The 15,932-nt window shown below is 67.3% G+C and carries 17 protein-coding genes; 10 read left to right on the forward strand and 7 right to left on the reverse strand.

What is annotated here, in order from left to right; translation table 11 throughout:
• The first annotated feature begins 150 nt into the window (after positions 1-150).
• The 6 genes from AC1DWT_RS21175 (at position 151) to AC1DWT_RS21200 (ending at position 4,537) form a co-directional block, all read left to right on the forward strand.
• Positions 151-1,527: an NAD-dependent succinate-semialdehyde dehydrogenase gene (locus AC1DWT_RS21175; RefSeq protein WP_477922023.1), complete on the forward strand. Its 1,377-nt coding sequence runs from the start codon at positions 151-153 to the stop codon at positions 1,525-1,527.
• 185 nt (positions 1,528-1,712) lie between these two features.
• Positions 1,713-2,114: a carboxymuconolactone decarboxylase family protein gene (locus tag AC1DWT_RS21180; protein ID WP_072943626.1), complete on the forward strand. Its 402-nt coding sequence runs from the start codon at positions 1,713-1,715 to the stop codon at positions 2,112-2,114.
• A 51-nt stretch (positions 2,115-2,165) separates the two neighbouring features.
• Positions 2,166-2,945, forward strand: coding sequence for an NAD(P)-binding domain-containing protein (locus AC1DWT_RS21185; protein WP_072943625.1), 780 nt, complete (start codon positions 2,166-2,168; stop codon positions 2,943-2,945).
• 206 nt (positions 2,946-3,151) lie between these two features.
• Positions 3,152-3,643: a fluoride efflux transporter FluC gene (locus tag AC1DWT_RS21190; protein WP_072943843.1), complete on the forward strand. Its 492-nt coding sequence runs from the start codon at positions 3,152-3,154 to the stop codon at positions 3,641-3,643.
• Positions 3,640-4,005, forward strand: coding sequence for a fluoride efflux transporter CrcB (crcB, locus tag AC1DWT_RS21195; protein ID WP_072943623.1), 366 nt, complete (start codon positions 3,640-3,642; stop codon positions 4,003-4,005). The genes AC1DWT_RS21190 and crcB overlap by 4 nt, the downstream gene beginning before the upstream one ends.
• A gap of 10 nt (positions 4,006-4,015) precedes the next feature.
• A complete protein-coding gene (locus AC1DWT_RS21200) occupies positions 4,016-4,537 on the forward strand; it encodes a universal stress protein (RefSeq protein WP_072943622.1) in 522 nt (173 codons plus the stop codon).
• A 58-nt stretch (positions 4,538-4,595) separates the two neighbouring features.
• Here AC1DWT_RS21200 and AC1DWT_RS21205 read toward each other — a convergent pair whose 3' ends face one another.
• The 4 genes from AC1DWT_RS21205 to AC1DWT_RS21220 form a co-directional block, all read right to left on the reverse strand.
• The gene (locus tag AC1DWT_RS21205) at positions 4,596-5,060 is read right to left on the reverse strand and encodes a nitroreductase family deazaflavin-dependent oxidoreductase (protein ID WP_072943620.1); all 465 of its coding nucleotides are present in this window, start codon (positions 5,058-5,060) and stop codon (positions 4,596-4,598) included.
• Between the two features lie 127 nt (positions 5,061-5,187).
• Positions 5,188-6,594: a M20 family metallopeptidase gene (locus tag AC1DWT_RS21210; RefSeq protein WP_477922027.1), complete on the reverse strand. Its 1,407-nt coding sequence runs from the start codon at positions 6,592-6,594 to the stop codon at positions 5,188-5,190.
• A 37-nt stretch (positions 6,595-6,631) separates the two neighbouring features.
• A complete protein-coding gene (locus AC1DWT_RS21215; protein WP_477922029.1) occupies positions 6,632-8,026 on the reverse strand; it encodes an amidase in 1,395 nt (464 codons plus the stop codon).
• 34 nt (positions 8,027-8,060) lie between these two features.
• On the reverse strand, positions 8,061-9,539 hold the full coding sequence (locus AC1DWT_RS21220; RefSeq protein WP_477922031.1) for an MFS transporter: 1,479 nt from the start codon (positions 9,537-9,539) through the stop codon (positions 8,061-8,063).
• Positions 9,540-9,624: 85 nt separating this feature from the next.
• Here AC1DWT_RS21220 and AC1DWT_RS21225 point away from each other — a divergent pair, with 85 nt between their 5' ends.
• On the forward strand, positions 9,625-10,641 hold the full coding sequence (locus tag AC1DWT_RS21225; RefSeq protein WP_072943613.1) for an Lrp/AsnC family transcriptional regulator: 1,017 nt from the start codon (positions 9,625-9,627) through the stop codon (positions 10,639-10,641).
• A gap of 82 nt (positions 10,642-10,723) precedes the next feature.
• Here AC1DWT_RS21225 and AC1DWT_RS21230 read toward each other — a convergent pair whose 3' ends face one another.
• From AC1DWT_RS21230 to AC1DWT_RS21240, 3 genes are all read right to left on the reverse strand, one after another.
• Positions 10,724-11,017 carry a hypothetical protein gene (locus AC1DWT_RS21230; RefSeq protein ID WP_477922033.1) on the reverse strand — a complete coding sequence of 98 codons (294 nt, stop codon included), beginning with the start codon at positions 11,015-11,017 and terminating at the stop codon, positions 10,724-10,726.
• Between the two features lie 120 nt (positions 11,018-11,137).
• A complete protein-coding gene (locus AC1DWT_RS21235; protein ID WP_072943609.1) occupies positions 11,138-11,362 on the reverse strand; it encodes an anti-sigma factor family protein in 225 nt (74 codons plus the stop codon).
• A 3-nt stretch (positions 11,363-11,365) separates the two neighbouring features.
• Positions 11,366-12,067, reverse strand: a complete 702-nt coding sequence (locus tag AC1DWT_RS21240; protein WP_072943608.1) for an RNA polymerase sigma factor — start codon at positions 12,065-12,067, stop codon at positions 11,366-11,368.
• Between the two features lie 399 nt (positions 12,068-12,466).
• Between AC1DWT_RS21240 and AC1DWT_RS21245 the strand changes: the two genes are divergently transcribed.
• From AC1DWT_RS21245 to AC1DWT_RS21255, 3 genes are all read left to right on the forward strand, one after another.
• On the forward strand, positions 12,467-12,916 hold the full coding sequence (locus tag AC1DWT_RS21245; protein ID WP_072943606.1) for a helix-turn-helix transcriptional regulator: 450 nt from the start codon (positions 12,467-12,469) through the stop codon (positions 12,914-12,916).
• 5 nt (positions 12,917-12,921) lie between these two features.
• Complete coding sequence (locus AC1DWT_RS21250) at positions 12,922-13,332, forward strand: VOC family protein (RefSeq protein ID WP_072943842.1); 411 nt, start codon at positions 12,922-12,924, stop codon at positions 13,330-13,332.
• Positions 13,333-13,394: 62 nt separating this feature from the next.
• Complete coding sequence (locus AC1DWT_RS21255; RefSeq protein ID WP_072943604.1) at positions 13,395-15,779, forward strand: ATP-binding cassette domain-containing protein; 2,385 nt, start codon at positions 13,395-13,397, stop codon at positions 15,777-15,779.
• The last annotated feature ends 153 nt before the right edge of the window (positions 15,780-15,932 follow it).

Raw genomic sequence — 15,932 nt, forward strand, 5'->3', positions numbered from 1 at the left:
GTCCTGTTCTATCTGGTCCTGTTCTATCTGGGTGGTCTGGGCAATTATCGTGCGGTCCTCGCCGACGTCACCGCCGATGGCTACCGCGGCTTCGAGTCCGCGGACACGATCGCGGCCTGACACCGTTCATCACCACACAGGAGAACGCCCATGGGTGTGTACACCACCACCGACCCGGTCACCGGGGACCAGAACGCGCAATACCCGGAGATCACGGACACGGAGCTGGACGACCTCATCGGACGGAGCACCACGGCCTACCGCTGCTGGCGGACCGCTCCGCTGGAGCGGCGCCGCGCCGTCCTCACCCGGGCCGCCGAGATCCACCGGGAACAGGCCGACGAGCTGGCCAAGCTCCTCACCCTGGAAATGGGCAAGCCGATCGCGCAGGCCCGAGGCGAGGTGGAGCTGGTGGCCTCGATCTACCAGTACTACGCCGACCATGTGGACGACTTCATGGCGGACGAGCCCCTCGACATCACGGGATCCGGCACGGCCGTCGTCCGCACCGAGCCGATCGGCCCGCTCGTCGGGATCATGCCGTGGAACTACCCCTTCTACCAGGTGGCACGCTTCGCTGCCCCGAACATCGCTCTCGGCAACACGATCATCGTCAAGCACGCCCGGAACTGCCCCCAGTCCGCCCTCGCCATCGAACGGGTCCTGACCGAGGCCGGTCTGCCCGCGGGCGTCTACCTCAACGCCTTCATCTCTTCGGCGCAGGTTGCCAACGCCGTTGCGGATCCCCGCGTCCAGGGTGTGTCGCTGACCGGATCCGAGAAGGCCGGGTCCGCCGTCGGCGAGATCGCCGGCAGGCACATGAAGAAGTGCGTGCTGGAACTCGGTGGCTCGGACCCGTTCATCGTGCTCGCCGACGCCGATGTCGACGCCGCGGCGGCCGCCGCCGTCATCGGCCGCCTCGGCAACGGCGGGCAGGCCTGCACCGCGTCGAAACGGTTCCTCGTGGAGGAACGGGTGTACGACGAGTTCGTGCGGAAATTCGTCGACGGGATGTCCGGCTGGCAGCCCGGCGACCCGACCAGCCCCGAGACCAAGCTCGGACCGATGGCGTCGAACTCGGGAGCCGAGGAGCTGGACGAGCTTGTCCAGGAAGCGATCTCACACGGAGCCGAAGTGCTGTTGGGCGGTGGGCGGCCGGAGGGGGCCTACTACCCGCCCACCGTCCTGACCGGCGTCACACGCGAGATGCGCGCCTTCGACGAGGAACTGTTCGGTCCGGTGGCGGTCGTCCACCGCGTCGGCTCCCTGGACGAGGCGATCGAACTGGCCAACGACTCCCCGTTCGGGCTTTCGTCGAGCGTGTTCACCTCGAGTCCGGAGAAGGCCGACCGCGTCGCCGCGGAACTCGAGACCGGCATGGTGTGGATCAACAGCACCAGTAAGAGTTCGCCCGACCTCCCGTTCGGCGGCGTCAAGGGATCCGGCGTCGGCCGCGAGCTGGCCCGGTACGGTTTCAACGAGTTCGCCAACAAGAAACTCGTGCGAAACCCACAGGGACAGAAGTAATTCAGTCGTGGATGGGAGGCGCTCCGATCATTCCGGAGCGCTTCCCCCCGGGGCTGCGAACGAGGGGAGCAGCGTGGCGACGAGCCGCTTTCCGAATCCGTCGTCCATGGGCGAGCCGCTCGCTACGCGACGTATCGTTTTTTGCACATCATCCACACTTTCAGACCCGCTCACGAGGAATACTCATGTCCACAGATCGCTACCAGCGCGGCCTCGACCGCATGATGGAGCTCGTCTCCACCGACCACGTCAACACGTTCGACCACGTCAAGCTCGTGGAGTCCTACAAGAGCCTGGACGCGGACCTGTCCGACTACATCGTCTCCTTCGCCTTCGGCGACATCTACTCCCGCAATGGCCTCACCCAGCAGGAGCAGACGATGGTGACCATCTCCACGCTCGTCGCCCTGGGTACCGAACCCCAGTTGAAGCTGCACATCAACACCGGCTTCAACGTCGGCCTGACCAAGGAGAAGATCGTCGGAGCCCTGATCCACTGCATCCCCTACATCGGGTTCCCGCGCGTGCTCAACGGCCTGACCCTCGTCAAGCAGGTCATGGCGGAGCGCGGCCTCACCGAGGGCTGAGAGGCTGCCGCCCGGCACTTCTCACATACATCTCACACCCGAGGAACGTTCATGCACTTGATAATTGGGCTCGGACCCATCGGCGGAAACATCGGAGCACACCTCGCCCAACTCGGGCGGGAAGTGTACGGCTACGACTTCGACGCGGAGCGCGTCCGCGAGTGGTCGGAGGAGACCCAGTCACCGGCCGGCAGCGACCTGGCAGCTCTGGACTGGCCGTCCGTGGACAGCGTTCACGTCGCCGTGCGGCTGGCGGACCAGGTGTCGTCCGTCTTCGCGGCGCTCCGGGAGCACACCACGCGGCCGCTGACCGTTTTCGTCCACACCACGCTGGCGCCGGAAGACGCTCGGAAGATCATGCCCTCGGCCCCGGACGACTGGCGCGTCTTCGAAGCCCCCGTGTCGGGCGGCCCCCAGGGTGCGCGCCGAGGTTCGATGACCATCTTCCTCGCCGGACCCGACACCACCCCCGCCGAGGACCGACTGCTGGACGACATCTCCGGCCGCGTGTTCCGCATGGAGTCCTACGGTCAGCCGGCCCTGGTGAAACTCCTCAACAATGCGCTGGCCACCTATAACCTGGCCGCCACCGCACGGATGCTCGATCTCGCGGAGAATCTCGGCACACCTGCCGCGGGCCTCCTCGAGGTGATCGGGGTATCGACCGGCCAGAGCTGGATGAGCGACAATCTCGTCGATGTCCAATACGACCTGCTGCTCAAGGACGTCGAGCTGCTCCGCGGCGAAATCGGTGCGCTCCCATCGGGAGATCTCGACGACAACGTCGAACACGCGATCCTGCGGGCGCGTGCACTACTGGGCGCCCGCTAGGTTCGTCTCCCACCGCCACGACGGTCGGTGGAGGGCTGAGGGGTTAGGTCACGCAGGGCACCAGACAGGGGTGCGCCCGCCGGCAGGGGGCGCTATTGTTTGTTTCGGCGATGGATCTCCGCCGAGACACTCCCGCGAAGGGGTTGTCTGAACCGCCCCAGCCCGGGGCTGATGGCTCCTTTCCCTGATGTGGAAGGAGCATGTCCGTGCACGGTCACCACGATCCGAATCCGACGCTGCCGATCGATCCCGATACCGCACCCCGCACGCCGGGGCCGCTGCATGTGCGCCCCGCGGCCATTGCCGCCGTCGGCGTAGGAGGACTCCTGGGAACACCGGTGCGCTATTACCTCGGGGTGTGGTTCCCCACCGTGGCGGGTGGGTGGCCGGTCACCACGTTCACGATCAACATCGCCGGGGCGCTCCTGCTCGGGTGGCTGCTCGAGGCGTTGACCAGGCTCGGCCCGGACACCCGGTGGCGCCAGCGGACCCGCCTGTTGGTGGGGACCGGGGTGCTCGGCTCGTTCACCACCTACAGCACCCTCGCCGTCGATACCGACCTGCTCCTGCGTGGTCACCAGTGGTGGCAGGCCGGCACCTACGCGGCCGGCAGCGTGCTCGCTGGTCTGGTGGCTACCGTCGCCGGGATCGCGGCCGGTGCCCGGATCCGGTCGCGGCGGGCGGAGGCTGCGCAGTGATCGCCGTGTGGATCGCCTGCGCCGGCGGTCTCGGCGCCATCGCCCGGTTCGTGCTCGACGGGGCGATAAGGCACCGGAAGGCGTCGGAGTTCCCCTGGGCGACAGCGACGATCAACGTGACCGGGTCCCTGTTACTGGGCTTCGTCGTCGGGTTGGTGCTCTTCGCCGATGTGTCGCATCAGGTGCAGTGGATCGTCGGTGTCGGGTTCTGCGGTGGGTACACCACCTTCAGCACCGCCAGTTTCGAGACCGTCCGGCTGATCCAACGGCAGCAGTATCTGACAGGGGCAGCGAACGCTGTCGGCACCCTGCTGGTGACGATCGTCGCCGGTGGTATCGGCCTCGCTCTGGCCTCGGTGTGAGGAGAGGATGATGACCAAGAAGGAAAACCACGACGTCGCCCGAGACAATCTGCGGGACTGGCGCACTCCGCTGCGGGTGGACGGACCCGCTGCACCGACCGCCGCGGTGTGCCATCTGGTGGTCGGCTTCGACCGACACCGGGCGAGCCACGCCGCCCTGACCTATGCGATGGACCTCGCCGGCCGACTCGGGGCGTTTCTGCATGTCGCTCACATCGTTGATATCGACGACATGCCCGTCGAACCCGACCGCGACGACTGGGAGCAGCGCTTCGCTGACGCCGTCGAATCCGAGCGCCGTGAGGCCTGCACCATGCTGGGCACGCTGCCCGGCAATTGGGCCTACTACTCCAGGGAAGGGAACCCGGCACAGCTGCTGACCACGATCGCCGAAGCCAACGACGCCCTGATGATCATCATCGGCACCTCCCGCGGCGGAGCGATGTCACTGCTGGAACGGTTCCTCGGCGAATCGGTGTCCGGTGCCCTGGTCCACCACGCCCGACGACCGGTGCTGCTCGTACCGACCTGAACGGTAAGGGGCGGCCGCCGAGCAGGGTGAAGGTGGCCGCGGCATTGCCGAGCCGCCGTCATCGTGAGGTGAGCCGGATGACCGGGTACTGACGATCGGATTTGCTCTGGTACTTCGCGATGCGGGGCTGGGCGGCGGCGATGCGCTGCCAGGCCTGCTCACGGTCGGCGCCCTCGAGTTGCTGCGGGACGACGGAGGCGGCGTCGCTGCCGGGCAGTTCGATCGACACCTTCCCGGGGTGCGCCATCAGGTTGGCGTGCCAGTCGGGATTCTGGCTCCCCCCGCCCGACGCGACGACCAGCCGGGCGTCGTCACCGTCCGGGAACCACGCCAGGGGTGACTGCCGCGGTTGACCGCTCCGGCGGCCCACCGTGTTGAGGATCAGCACGTCCATGCCCATGAACTGGCCGTGGCCGCGTCGGATCTTGCGGTTCATGCGGGCGTTCATCTTCCGCTGCATCCACCGCGAAAATGCACCCGGCGTACCCGGCTTGCGCTTGTCTGCTCGGTTGTTCGTGGTCATGTGCTCTCTCCCATCGGTCCAGCCGTCGTGTTCCGATAATGACGCTACGGGCGGTCCGGTGAGCGGCGCTTCTCGATTCCTGATCGATCCGAGGCGGGCACTCGGATGAGTGCCCGCCTCGTCACACCTACCGCAGCGGCGGTGCGATCACGCCGTCGACGAGCGGCGAATCGTAGGGCTGCTTCGTGGTCCGTTCGAGGAACTCCTCCTTCGCGAGCTTCAGCAGGGTCGCGTCGGTGAGGAGATTCATCGCCGATCCGGCCATGACCTTGGCGGCGTGGACCATGCCCTTGTGTGCGGCGGGGAGCTTCCCCTGCGCGACCAGTTGCCACGAGTGCGCGGGCGTGCCGCGGCTGACGCAGGCGGTGGTGCACTGCACGGTGGGAGTGACCCAGCTGACGTCGCCGACGTCCGTCGACCCCGTGAGCACTCGCCGGGGCGCGCCGGCGTCGAATGTGATCACGCCGTCGTGCAGTGGGCTGTCACCCTCTTCGATTCGGGTACCGAACATGTCGAGCGGCTTGTCGGTGAGAAACTGCCGCGCCGTGGCGAGGTCCTGCTCGTCGAATGGCACCGGTCCGAGTTCGAGGAGCGTGTCCTGCATCGACGTTTCCAGCACCGTGTTGCCGAGAAGGTTCGAGGAGCCCCCGTCGACCTCGATCTCCACCGTGGTTTCGGTCATCAGGGCGGCGCCCTCGGCGATCTTGCGAACCCGCTCGAACAACGCACGCATCTCCCGGACATTCGGTGCCCGGACGACGTAGTACGCCTCGGCGTACGGTTGGACGACATTCGCCGAGCGGCCGCCGCCATCGAGGATCGCGTAGTGGATGCGGCAGTCGGAGAGCATGTGCTCGCGCAGGAAATTGACGCCCACGTTCATCAGTTCGAGTGCGTCGAGCGCGCTGCGACCGAGTTCCGGTGACGCCCCGGCATGGGAGGCGAGGCCCGTGAAACGCACGTACGACTGCATGTACGCGAGACTGTGGTCGCGCTGCACGAGGGTGCTGTCGCCCGGGTGCCAGCAGATCGACGCATCGACGTCGTCGAATGCGCCTGCCGCGACCATGAAGGTCTTCCCGGCCGCGGCTTCCTCGGCCGGGCACCCGTAGTAGCGGACGGTCCCGGGCAGTCCGTTCTTCTCCAGGTAGCGCTTGACGGCGGTGGCGGCGAGGAGGGAACCGGCGCCGAGGAGGTGGTGACCGCAGCCCTGGCCGTTGCCTGAGGTGTTGGCCGGGTCCGGGGTGCGTTCCGGGTTGCCGGACTCCTGGCTGAGGCCGGCGAGTGCGTCGTATTCGCCGAGGACGGCGATGACGGGTTCACCGGAACCGGCTTCCGCGCTGAACGCGGTCGGCACACCGCCGATCGCCGGGGTGATGCGGAATCCTTCCGCGCGTGCCAGCTCGATGTGCCGTTCTGCTGATGCTGTTTCTTCCCAACGTAATTCGGGGTCGTCCCAGATGGCATCGCTGAGTGCGGTGTATCGGGGTGCGAGCTCGTCGATCAGTCGGGCGAGGTCGTGGGTGGTGCTCATGTTCGTCCTATCCGTCGAAGGAGATGTCGATGGGTGATCAGTCGAGGGAATTCCACTGCGGTGTCGCCTCGGGGCCGCGGTGTGCCTCGTACCACGCGGCGACCTGAAGAACGGTCAGGTCCCGCCGTCGATCGGCGGCGATCTGCAGGCCGATCGGCCGTCCGTCCTTCGAGAAGCCGCAGTTGATCGACGCGGCGGGGGTGCCCGCGGCGTTGAACGCGGACGTGAAGTTCGCCGGGCCGGCGAACTCGGTCATCATCCGGCTCTCCGCGGGTCCGGCGAGGATGCCGGAGGTGGGCGACAGGACGGCGTCGTAGCGTCCGAGCATGTTCACGGTCTCCTGTACGAACGGCCCGATCGAGTCGTACGCCTGGATGAGCTCGAGGGAGGACAGCGAGTCGATGCGCGAGACCGCAGCGACCATCTCCTGATCGGCCCGGCTCAGATCGTCGACGATGTTCTTGTCGTTCATCTGCGCCCACAGATGCGCGGTGAAGAACGGGATGAATCCGGTGCTCAGGTAGTCCCGGGACAGATACGGCTCGACGGTCTCCACCTGTGCGCCCGCTGCCTCGAACACGGCGACGGCCCGGCGTATCGCGGCGACGATCTCGGGGTCGGCGGTCTTGCCCTCCACCGGGCCGAAATTGACGCCGAGGCGGAGCCCGCGGATGTCGACGTCCAGGTCGGTCCAGTCGATCGATTCGTCGGGGAGCGAGGTGTGGTCGCGGGAATCGGGGCGGGCGATGAGCGCCATCGTGTGGGCGGCGTCGCGAACGGTGCGGGTGATCGGGCCCGCGCAGCGACCGAGATAGGTGTCGTTGATCGGGACGCGCCCGTAGGACGGTTTGAAACCGAACGCGGCGTTCATCGCGGCGGGTATGCGGATCGACCCGCCGATGTCGGTGCCGATGTTGACCGGCGCGTAGCCGAGTGCGGCGGCGACGGCCGCACCGGAGGACGAGCCGCCCGTGTTCCAGGCAGGATTCCAGGCGTTGCGCGCGATGCCGTGCCGGGACGACACCCCGGATCCGAGCCCGCTGAAATCGGGCATGCTGGTGCTGGCGACCACCACCGCGCCCGCCTCCTGCAGGCGGTCGACGACGGGCGAGTTCTCCGTTGCGATCACCGGTTCCCGCGCGGCGGTTCCGTACGACTGCGGCAGACCGGCTTTCGCGGTGTTCTCCTTGATCGTCACCGGGATTCCGTCCAGCGGGCCCAGTGCGGCGTCGCTGCGCCACCGCTCGCCGCTGCGCCTGGCGGATTCGCGGGCCTCGTCCGCGTCGATCACATAGACCGCACGGTGCGTGTCGTCCTTGGCGGCGATGCGCGCAATGGTCGACTCCAGTGCGTCGAGGGGTGTCAACGATCCGCCGGCGAAGGCGTCGTTCAGTTCGGCGACGCTGCGTCCGGCGATTGTCTGGTCGGGCATGGGTATTTCCTCTCGTTCGAATGACGTGACGTGATCAGGCGGGTGCCGGCTCGTTCTCGCCGGCAGGCGGTGCGGGGGTCTCGGAGGCGGTCCGCGGGCGGCGCGAATCGAGGAACGGGGACAGGACGGCGATGCCGATGCAGAGGGCGGCGCAGATCGCCCAGACGGTGGCGTACGAGGTGAACGACGAGATCGAACTCGTCTTCTCACCGACGGTCACCGACGTGACCAGTGATGACATCAGCAGGGCGAACATCGCGCCTGCAATCGATCCCGCACCCGTTCGGGAGCTGTTGTAGACGCCGGAGGCGATTCCGACCGAGTCTTCGGGAGCGCGGCTGACGATGATCGCAGGTACGACGCCGGCGAGCGTTCCGATGCCGAATCCCAGCAGGAACAACCAGATCGAGAAGGTGAGCACGCCGTCGTGGGAGACGATCATCGCCGCATACGCGGCTCCGCTGACGAGGGCGCCGAATGCGACCGCATAACGGGGTGTCAGTGCGCGAGCGATCCGGTCGCTGATCGTCGAGGCGATGAAGGCGCCGGTGGCGGTGATCGACAGCAGGAGACCCGCGATCGTGGCCGACACGCCCAGGCCGTATCCGTACGCATTCGGGTCGGCCCTCGAGAACAGCGAGATGGGCGCCTGGGAACCGAACGACTGGGCTCCGAGCAGTGCGGCGATGAGCATCGGGAGAACCAGCCGGCCCTTCGTCAGGACACGAAAGTCGATGAGGGGATTGACCGTTCGATTCTCGACGACCGCGAACGCGACCAGGGTGGCCGCACCCCCGGCGACGAGGACGACGATCAGTGGGCTTCCCCACCCGATGGCGTTGCCGTTGGACACCCCTCCCAGGACCATGAGCAGACCGGCGGACAGCAGTGCCGCCCCGGCCCAGTCGATCCGCCCCGCACTGCGAACGGTCGTCTCCCGCACCAGGAAATGGGCGACGGGAATGCAGAGCGCCAGCATGATTCCGGGAACCAGCAGCACCACCGTCAGGTTGTCGATTCGGGTCATGAACCAGCCGGCGACGAAACCACCGACGATCACACCGCCGGTGAGTGCCCCGATCAGGTGGCCGATGTTGCGCCCCGCCCGGTCGGGAGCGCGGTGCCGGACGATGGCGAATTCCAAAGGCAGGAAAGCGATCAGCGGGGCCTGCAGGGCGCGGCCCGCGAGAAGCACGGCGAACGACGGAGCGAACGCGACGACGAAGGATCCTACGGCCACCGCCGCTGCGGACGCCACGAGCATCCTGCGGTGGCCGTACATGTCACCGAGCTTGGCGATGATCGGAACGCAGGCCACCGATGCGAGCAGGAAGATCGCATTCACCCAGTTCAGCGCTGCCGCCGAGGTTCCGTGTTCTTGTCCGATGCTCGTGAGGAGCGGGGGATACCACCCCTGCAGCAGACCGCTGCCGAACTCCATGACGATCAGAAAACCGACGGCCGCGGACGTTCCGGTGGTCCGCCTCGTGCCGGTGTGTGGCGCAGTGCTCATATGTTCCTCCAGCAGAAACCGTGTGGTGGCCGTATCCTCAGCTGGATTGAAATCCGATAGGTAAAATGTCAGGAATTGATGCAAAGTGACGTCACCGAATCAGGATTCTCTGCGGAGAGACGCCGATCTACGGCTGATTCATGCACTGCAACTCGAGCCGCGGGCGTCGTGGACCGAACTGGGTAGGGCTCTCGCGACCGATCCGGTCGCCCTCGCCCGGCGCTGGGCCAGGATCACCGAAGAGGGGCTCGCGTGGATCAGCGGGCAGCGTCGTCACTTTCCCGCCGTGGCCGTCGTCGAGATCGAATGCGCGCAGGGAAAGGCCGCCGAGACCGCATTTCTGCTCGCCGACGAAGAAATCGTGCGCACCATCGATCACACGTCCGGTGGGCGCGATCTCGTCGCCGTGGTCGCGGGACCGGACCTGGAGTCCTTGTCGGCGTTCGTCATCGACCGGCTGGGGGATCAGCGTCTGATCACCCACGCCCGTACCCACCTCGTCACCGAGATCCTCGTGGAGGGCAGTGTCTGGAGGTTGAACGCACTCTCCGACGAAGAAGCGCAGCGGGTCCCCGCGGCCAAAGCACCGCGGCCGCGTGCCGCCCGGCAGGTTCCCGCCGACCTTCAGGAGGTCGTCATCCGCGCGTTGTACCGCGACGGCCGGACCCCGGCCGGTGACATCGCCGCGAAGGCCGGCGTCAGCACCCAGCGAGTTGCCGACGCCATCGCCACGATGCGCCACTCGGGTGACCTCGTCCTCCGGACGGACGTCGCGCGCAGCTACACCGGGTGGCCGATCAACGCCTGGTACTTCGTGCAGGTGCCTGCGTCGTCCATCGACCGGCTCCGGTCGACGCTGTCCCGGCTCGCGGAAGTCCGGCTCGCGGTGACCACCGCGAGCCGGTACAACCTCCTCATGACCCTGTGGGTGCGAGACCTGGCCGACGTCAACCGTTTCGAAGCCCTACTCGAGAAGGTCCTCGCCGGCGCCCGCATCGCCGACCGCGCCGTCGTCATCCGCCCCGCGGTGCACTCGGGGCGCCTGCTGGATGCCCGGGGATTCGTCACCGGGCTGTCCACACTGCACGACGACCCGGCCTAGAAATTCACCCGACCTTGCACGCCGTTCGCAGCAGTCGCACCCGCGACTGCTGCGAAACTAGTTGTCCAGCAACGGCTGAACGTCAGGTGAGCGGGACGGTCCAGATGATCGCGGGCATGTCCTCGGCCCTGCGCTCCTGCCGCTGTTCACGCTGACGATCGCGGGTCCGGTCGTCGTTGCTGCCGGGGATGTCGTGGCCGGTGTCGGGGGCGGCCACTGCTACGACCGTGTGGTCGGCGACCGGGGTGACCGCACCCGCGGCGCCGATGGGAAGGACGCCGAGAGCAGCCGCGGCCACCACCACGGTGACGATCCGCTTCCGCAGCGAGCCGCGGTGGGTGCGTCGGGCGTCCTGGTGCGAATGTGTGGCATTCATGGTCTGAATTCCTGTCCGAGTGCCGCAAACCCAGCGTTCACAGCTACTCGAACGGTGTCCGCGAGGGCGCGAAACGTTACGCCCCGCCGGACATTATTTTTTGCAGGAACTCTCCCGCCGCTAGCGCCACTCCCGGAACGCGTCGAGCAGACGGTCGCGCAGCGCCGGATCGAGCTCCTCCGGGGGCAGCGTGCCGAGGGTGTGCACCGTCTGCTCGATCTGCTCCAGATAAGTGGCGCAACCCGAGCACTCGCCGAGATGGGTCTCGAATCGGGCCCGGGCGTCGGGATCCATGTCGTCCTCGAGGTACGCCGTGACCAGTTCGACGAGGTCCTGGCAGTCCATTTCTCACGCTCCCGTTCCGAGATAGTCCTCGAGGGCCTGACGCACGTGTGCGCGACCCCGGTGCAGCAGCACCCGCTGATTCGCCGCGGTGATCGACAGCATCGCGGACACTTCCGCGGCGTCGTAGCCGAGGACGTCTCGCAAGACGACCACGATGCGCTGGCGGTCGGGAAGGTGCTCGAGTTCGCGGCTCGCGACGTCGAGGACCTCCGCACCGAGGACCGAACCCTCGGGAGACTCCGGCCAGCTGGTCGGGGGAGTCGCCCAGTGGTGTGGATCCTCCGGTGCCGTCCTCGGCAGGAACCGGCCAGGGTCCACGGTGGGGCTGCCCGTGAAGGCGGCCAGTTCGGCGTCGGAATCGTGCCGGTCCCGGACACCCCGCTTCTTGGCGATGTTGACGAGGATCCGGAACAGCCAGGTTCGGAGCGTCGAGCGGCCCTCGAATCGGTCGATGCCCTGCAGCACGGCGATCCAGGTTTCCTGGACGACGTCCTCCGCGACCTCGGCGCTGGCCACATAACCCCGCGCCACACGCAGCATCATCGGCGTGTGCCGGTCGACCAGTTCGGCGAAAGCTGACTCGTCGCGCGCCCGCAACGAATCGACGAGGCGCTGCTCGTACGAGGTGTCGATCTCCGTCATCCGCTCCTCCTCGGTGATCGAGGTGCTCCGGAAGCGTGGCCGCGTGAGACGGCCGGATGACATACAACCTTACTGACCTCGGCCACAGCCGTCGATCGGTCCGCGCCCGATCGTGTGGTGGGTAGGGCCGAACGGCCCTGTCTTGACCGCACGGTGCGGGGAAGACTCGATTCGGAGGGGTGGTGGCGGTCCGCGGCGATCGGCAACGGTCGCTGCGGCCCGGGTCCCCACGGACCACCCGACCCGGCAATCCCGAAAGGGCGGCGCATGAACGTTCGGCGAACTCCGCAGGCGCGTTCGGAAAGCTACTGGGAGGAACTCGGTTCAACGGAGGCCCGTCACGTCGGCGGCGCCGAGCGGGACCGGCTCCCGGCGGCGCACGAACACGTCTCGCTCGTCGACCACTGCCGAGTTGACCCGCGAGGGTAGGCAACTGTCGCTCGACGTGGCACGATTTCGTAGGTGTCCAGCAGCCCTGCCCCGGCGCACTACCTGCGCGACCTCGCGCGCCTGCGCCGCGTCCGCGACCGGATCGACCGGGAGTATGCACAACCGCTGGACGTGGACGCGCTCGCCCGCGGCGTGAACATGTCGTCCGGGCACCTCAGCCGCCAGTTCCGGCTCGCCTACGGAGAGTCGCCGTACTCGTATTTGATGACGCGGCGCATCGAGCGTGCGATGGCGCTGCTGCGCCGCGGCGACCTCAGCGTCACCGAGGTCTGTTTCGCGGTCGGCTGCGCGTCGCTGGGCACGTTCAGCACGCGCTTCACCGAGTTGGTCGGCGTGCCGCCCAGCACCTACAAGCGCGACGCGGAGCAGGCGACGGCGGGCATACCGTCGTGCGTCGCGAAACAGGTCACCAGACCGATCAGGAATAGAGAAGCGCCGGTCGCCGAGCCGCACTTATCGTGATGGTCATGGACATCACCATTCACCAGACCTACCTCCCACAGGACGATCCGGACGCCGCGCTGGGCTTCTATCGCGACATCCTCGGTTTCGAGGTCCGCAACGACGTCGGATACAACGGACTGCGGTGGATCACCGTTGGCCCCGTCGGCCAGCCCGGCACCTCCATCGTCCTGCACCCGCCTGCCGCCGACCCCGGGGTCACCGACGAGGAACGCCGGACCATCGTCGAGATGATGGCGAAGGGCACCTACGCCGCCATCAACCTGGCGACCAAGGACCTCGACAGCACCTTCGAGAAGCTGCAGGCCGGCGACGTCGAAGTGGTGCAGGAGCCGACCGACCAGCCGTACGGGATCCGCGACTGCGCATTCCGCGACCCCGCGGGCAACATGGTCCGCATCCAAGAGTTGCGCTGAGTTCGAGCAAGTCGACCGACGGAGACCGTGAACGCGGCTCCGCCCGAACAGATGGAGACACGATGAGCATGGCCACGGAATCGGAGTCGCCTGAGCTGCATCTTGCCGACAGTCACGACCTGATCCGCGTGCACGGTGCGCGCGAGAACAACCTCAAGGACATCAGCGTCGAGTTGCCGAAGCGCCGGCTGACGGTGTTCACCGGGGTGTCCGGCTCGGGCAAGAGTTCGCTGGTGTTCGCCACGATCGCCGCGGAGTCGCAGCGGATGATCAACGAAACGTACAGCGCGTTCGTACAGGGGTTCATGCCGACGTTGGCGCGACCCGACGTCGACGTGCTCGACGGTCTGACGACGGCGATCATCGTCGACCAGGAGCGGATGGGCTCGAACCCCCGCTCGACCGTCGGCACCGCCACCGACGCCAACGCGATGCTGCGGATCCTGTTCAGCCGCCTCGGGAAGCCGCACATCGGTTCGCCCCAGGCGTTCTCCTTCAACGTCGCGTCGATCTCCGGCGCGGGCGCGGTCACCATCGAGCGCGGGGGCCAGCAGACGAAGGAGCGGCGCAGTTTCAGCATCACCGGCGGCATGTGTCCGCGGTGTGAGGGCCGGGGATCGGTCACCGATTTCGACCTGACTGCGCTGTACGACGACAGCAAGTCGCTGAACGAGGGCGCGCTGACAATTCCCGGCTACAGCATGGAGGGCTGGTACGGCCGCATCTACCGCGGCTGCGGCTTCTTCGACCCGGACAAGCCGATCTCGAAGTTCACCAAGAAGCAGTTGCAGGACCTGCTCTACAAGGAGCCGACCAAGATCAAGGTCGAGGGCGTCAACATCACGTTCGAGGGCCTGATCCCGAAGATCCAGAAGTCGTTCCTGGCCAAGGACGTCGACGCGATGCAGCCGCACATCCGCGCGTTCGTGGAGCGGGCGATCACGTTCGCCACCTGCCCCGATTGCGACGGCACCCGGCTCAGCGAGGGTGCGCGATCGTCGAAGATCAAGGGGAAGAACATCGCCGACGTCTGCTCGATGCAGATCAGCGACCTCGCCGACTGGGTGCGGAGCCTGAAGGAACCGTCGGTGGCGCCCCTGCTCACCGGGCTGCAGCACCTCCTCGACTCGTTCACGGAAATCGGCCTGGGCTACCTCTCGCTCGACCGGCCGTCCGGCACGCTGTCCGGCGGAGAGGCGCAGCGCACGAAGATGATCCGCCACCTCGGCTCTTCGCTCACCGATGTCACGTACGTCTTCGACGAGCCGACCATCGGCCTGCACCCGCACGACATCCAGCGGATGAACGGCCTGCTGCTGCAACTCCGCGACAAGGGCAACACGGTGCTCGTCGTCGAGCACAAGCCGGAGGCGATCGCGATCGCCGACCACGTCGTCGATCTCGGCCCGCGCGCAGGCACCGAGGGCGGCGAGGTGGTGTTCGAGGGCACCGTCGAGGGTCTGCGGGCCAGTGACACGCTCACCGGACGGCACCTGGACGACCGCGCCACGCTGAAGTCGTCCGTCCGCGAATCGTCGGGGGCGCTGGAGGTGCGCGGCGCAGACACCCACAACCTGTGCGGCGTCGACGTCGACATCCCACTCGGCATGCTGGTGGTCGTGACCGGGGTGGCGGGCTCGGGCAAGAGTTCGCTGATCCACGGTTCGGTGTCCGACCGGGACGGCGTGGTGTCGATCGACCAGGGCGCGATCAAGGGTTCCCGGCGCAGCAACCCCGCCACCTACACCGGACTGCTCGAACCGATCCGCAAGGCGTTCGCGAAGGCCAACGGTGTGAAGCCGGCGCTCTTCAGCTCCAACTCCGAGGGCGCCTGCCCCACCTGTAACGGCGCCGGCGTCATCTACACCGACCTCGGCGTGATGGCCACCGTCGAATCCCCCTGCGAGGAGTGCGAGGGGAAGCGGTTCCAGGCGGAGGTGCTGGAGTACAAACTCGGCGGCCGGAACATCGCCGAAGTGCTCGCGATGCCGGTGGCCGAGGCCGAGGAGTTCTTCGGCGCCGGCGAGGCACGGATCCCGGCGGCGCACAAGATTCTGCAGCGGCTCGCCGACGTCGGACTCGGCTACCTCAGCGTCGGGCAGCCGCTCACCACGCTGTCCGGCGGCGAACGGCAGCGGCTCAAGCTGGCCACCGCCATGGCCGACAAGGGTGAGATCTACGTCCTCGACGAGCCGACCACCGGCCTCCACCTCGCCGACGTCGAACAGTTGCTCGGTTTGCTCGACCGGCTCGTCGACTCCGGCAAGTCGGTCATCGTCATCGAGCACCACCAGGCGGTCATGGCGCACGCCGACTGGATCATCGACCTCGGCCCCGGCGCCGGTCACGACGGCGGCCGGATCGTCTTCGAGGGCAGGCCGGAAGATCTGGTGGCCGCAGGCTCCACCCTCACCGGCGAGCACCTCGCGGCGTACGTCGGCTCCTGACCACGGCGTCGGCCCCCGGTGTGCCCACGGCAGCCGGGGGCCTTTCCGTGTGCCGGTCGCGCCGCGACTGTGACGCCCGCCACCGGATAGTGCCGAACCGAGACGTGCCCTGCCGAACAGAGACGTCATTACCCTCCCGTCGGTCCTAGCGTC

The organism is Rhodococcus sp. P4_B6 (assembly GCF_056402215.1).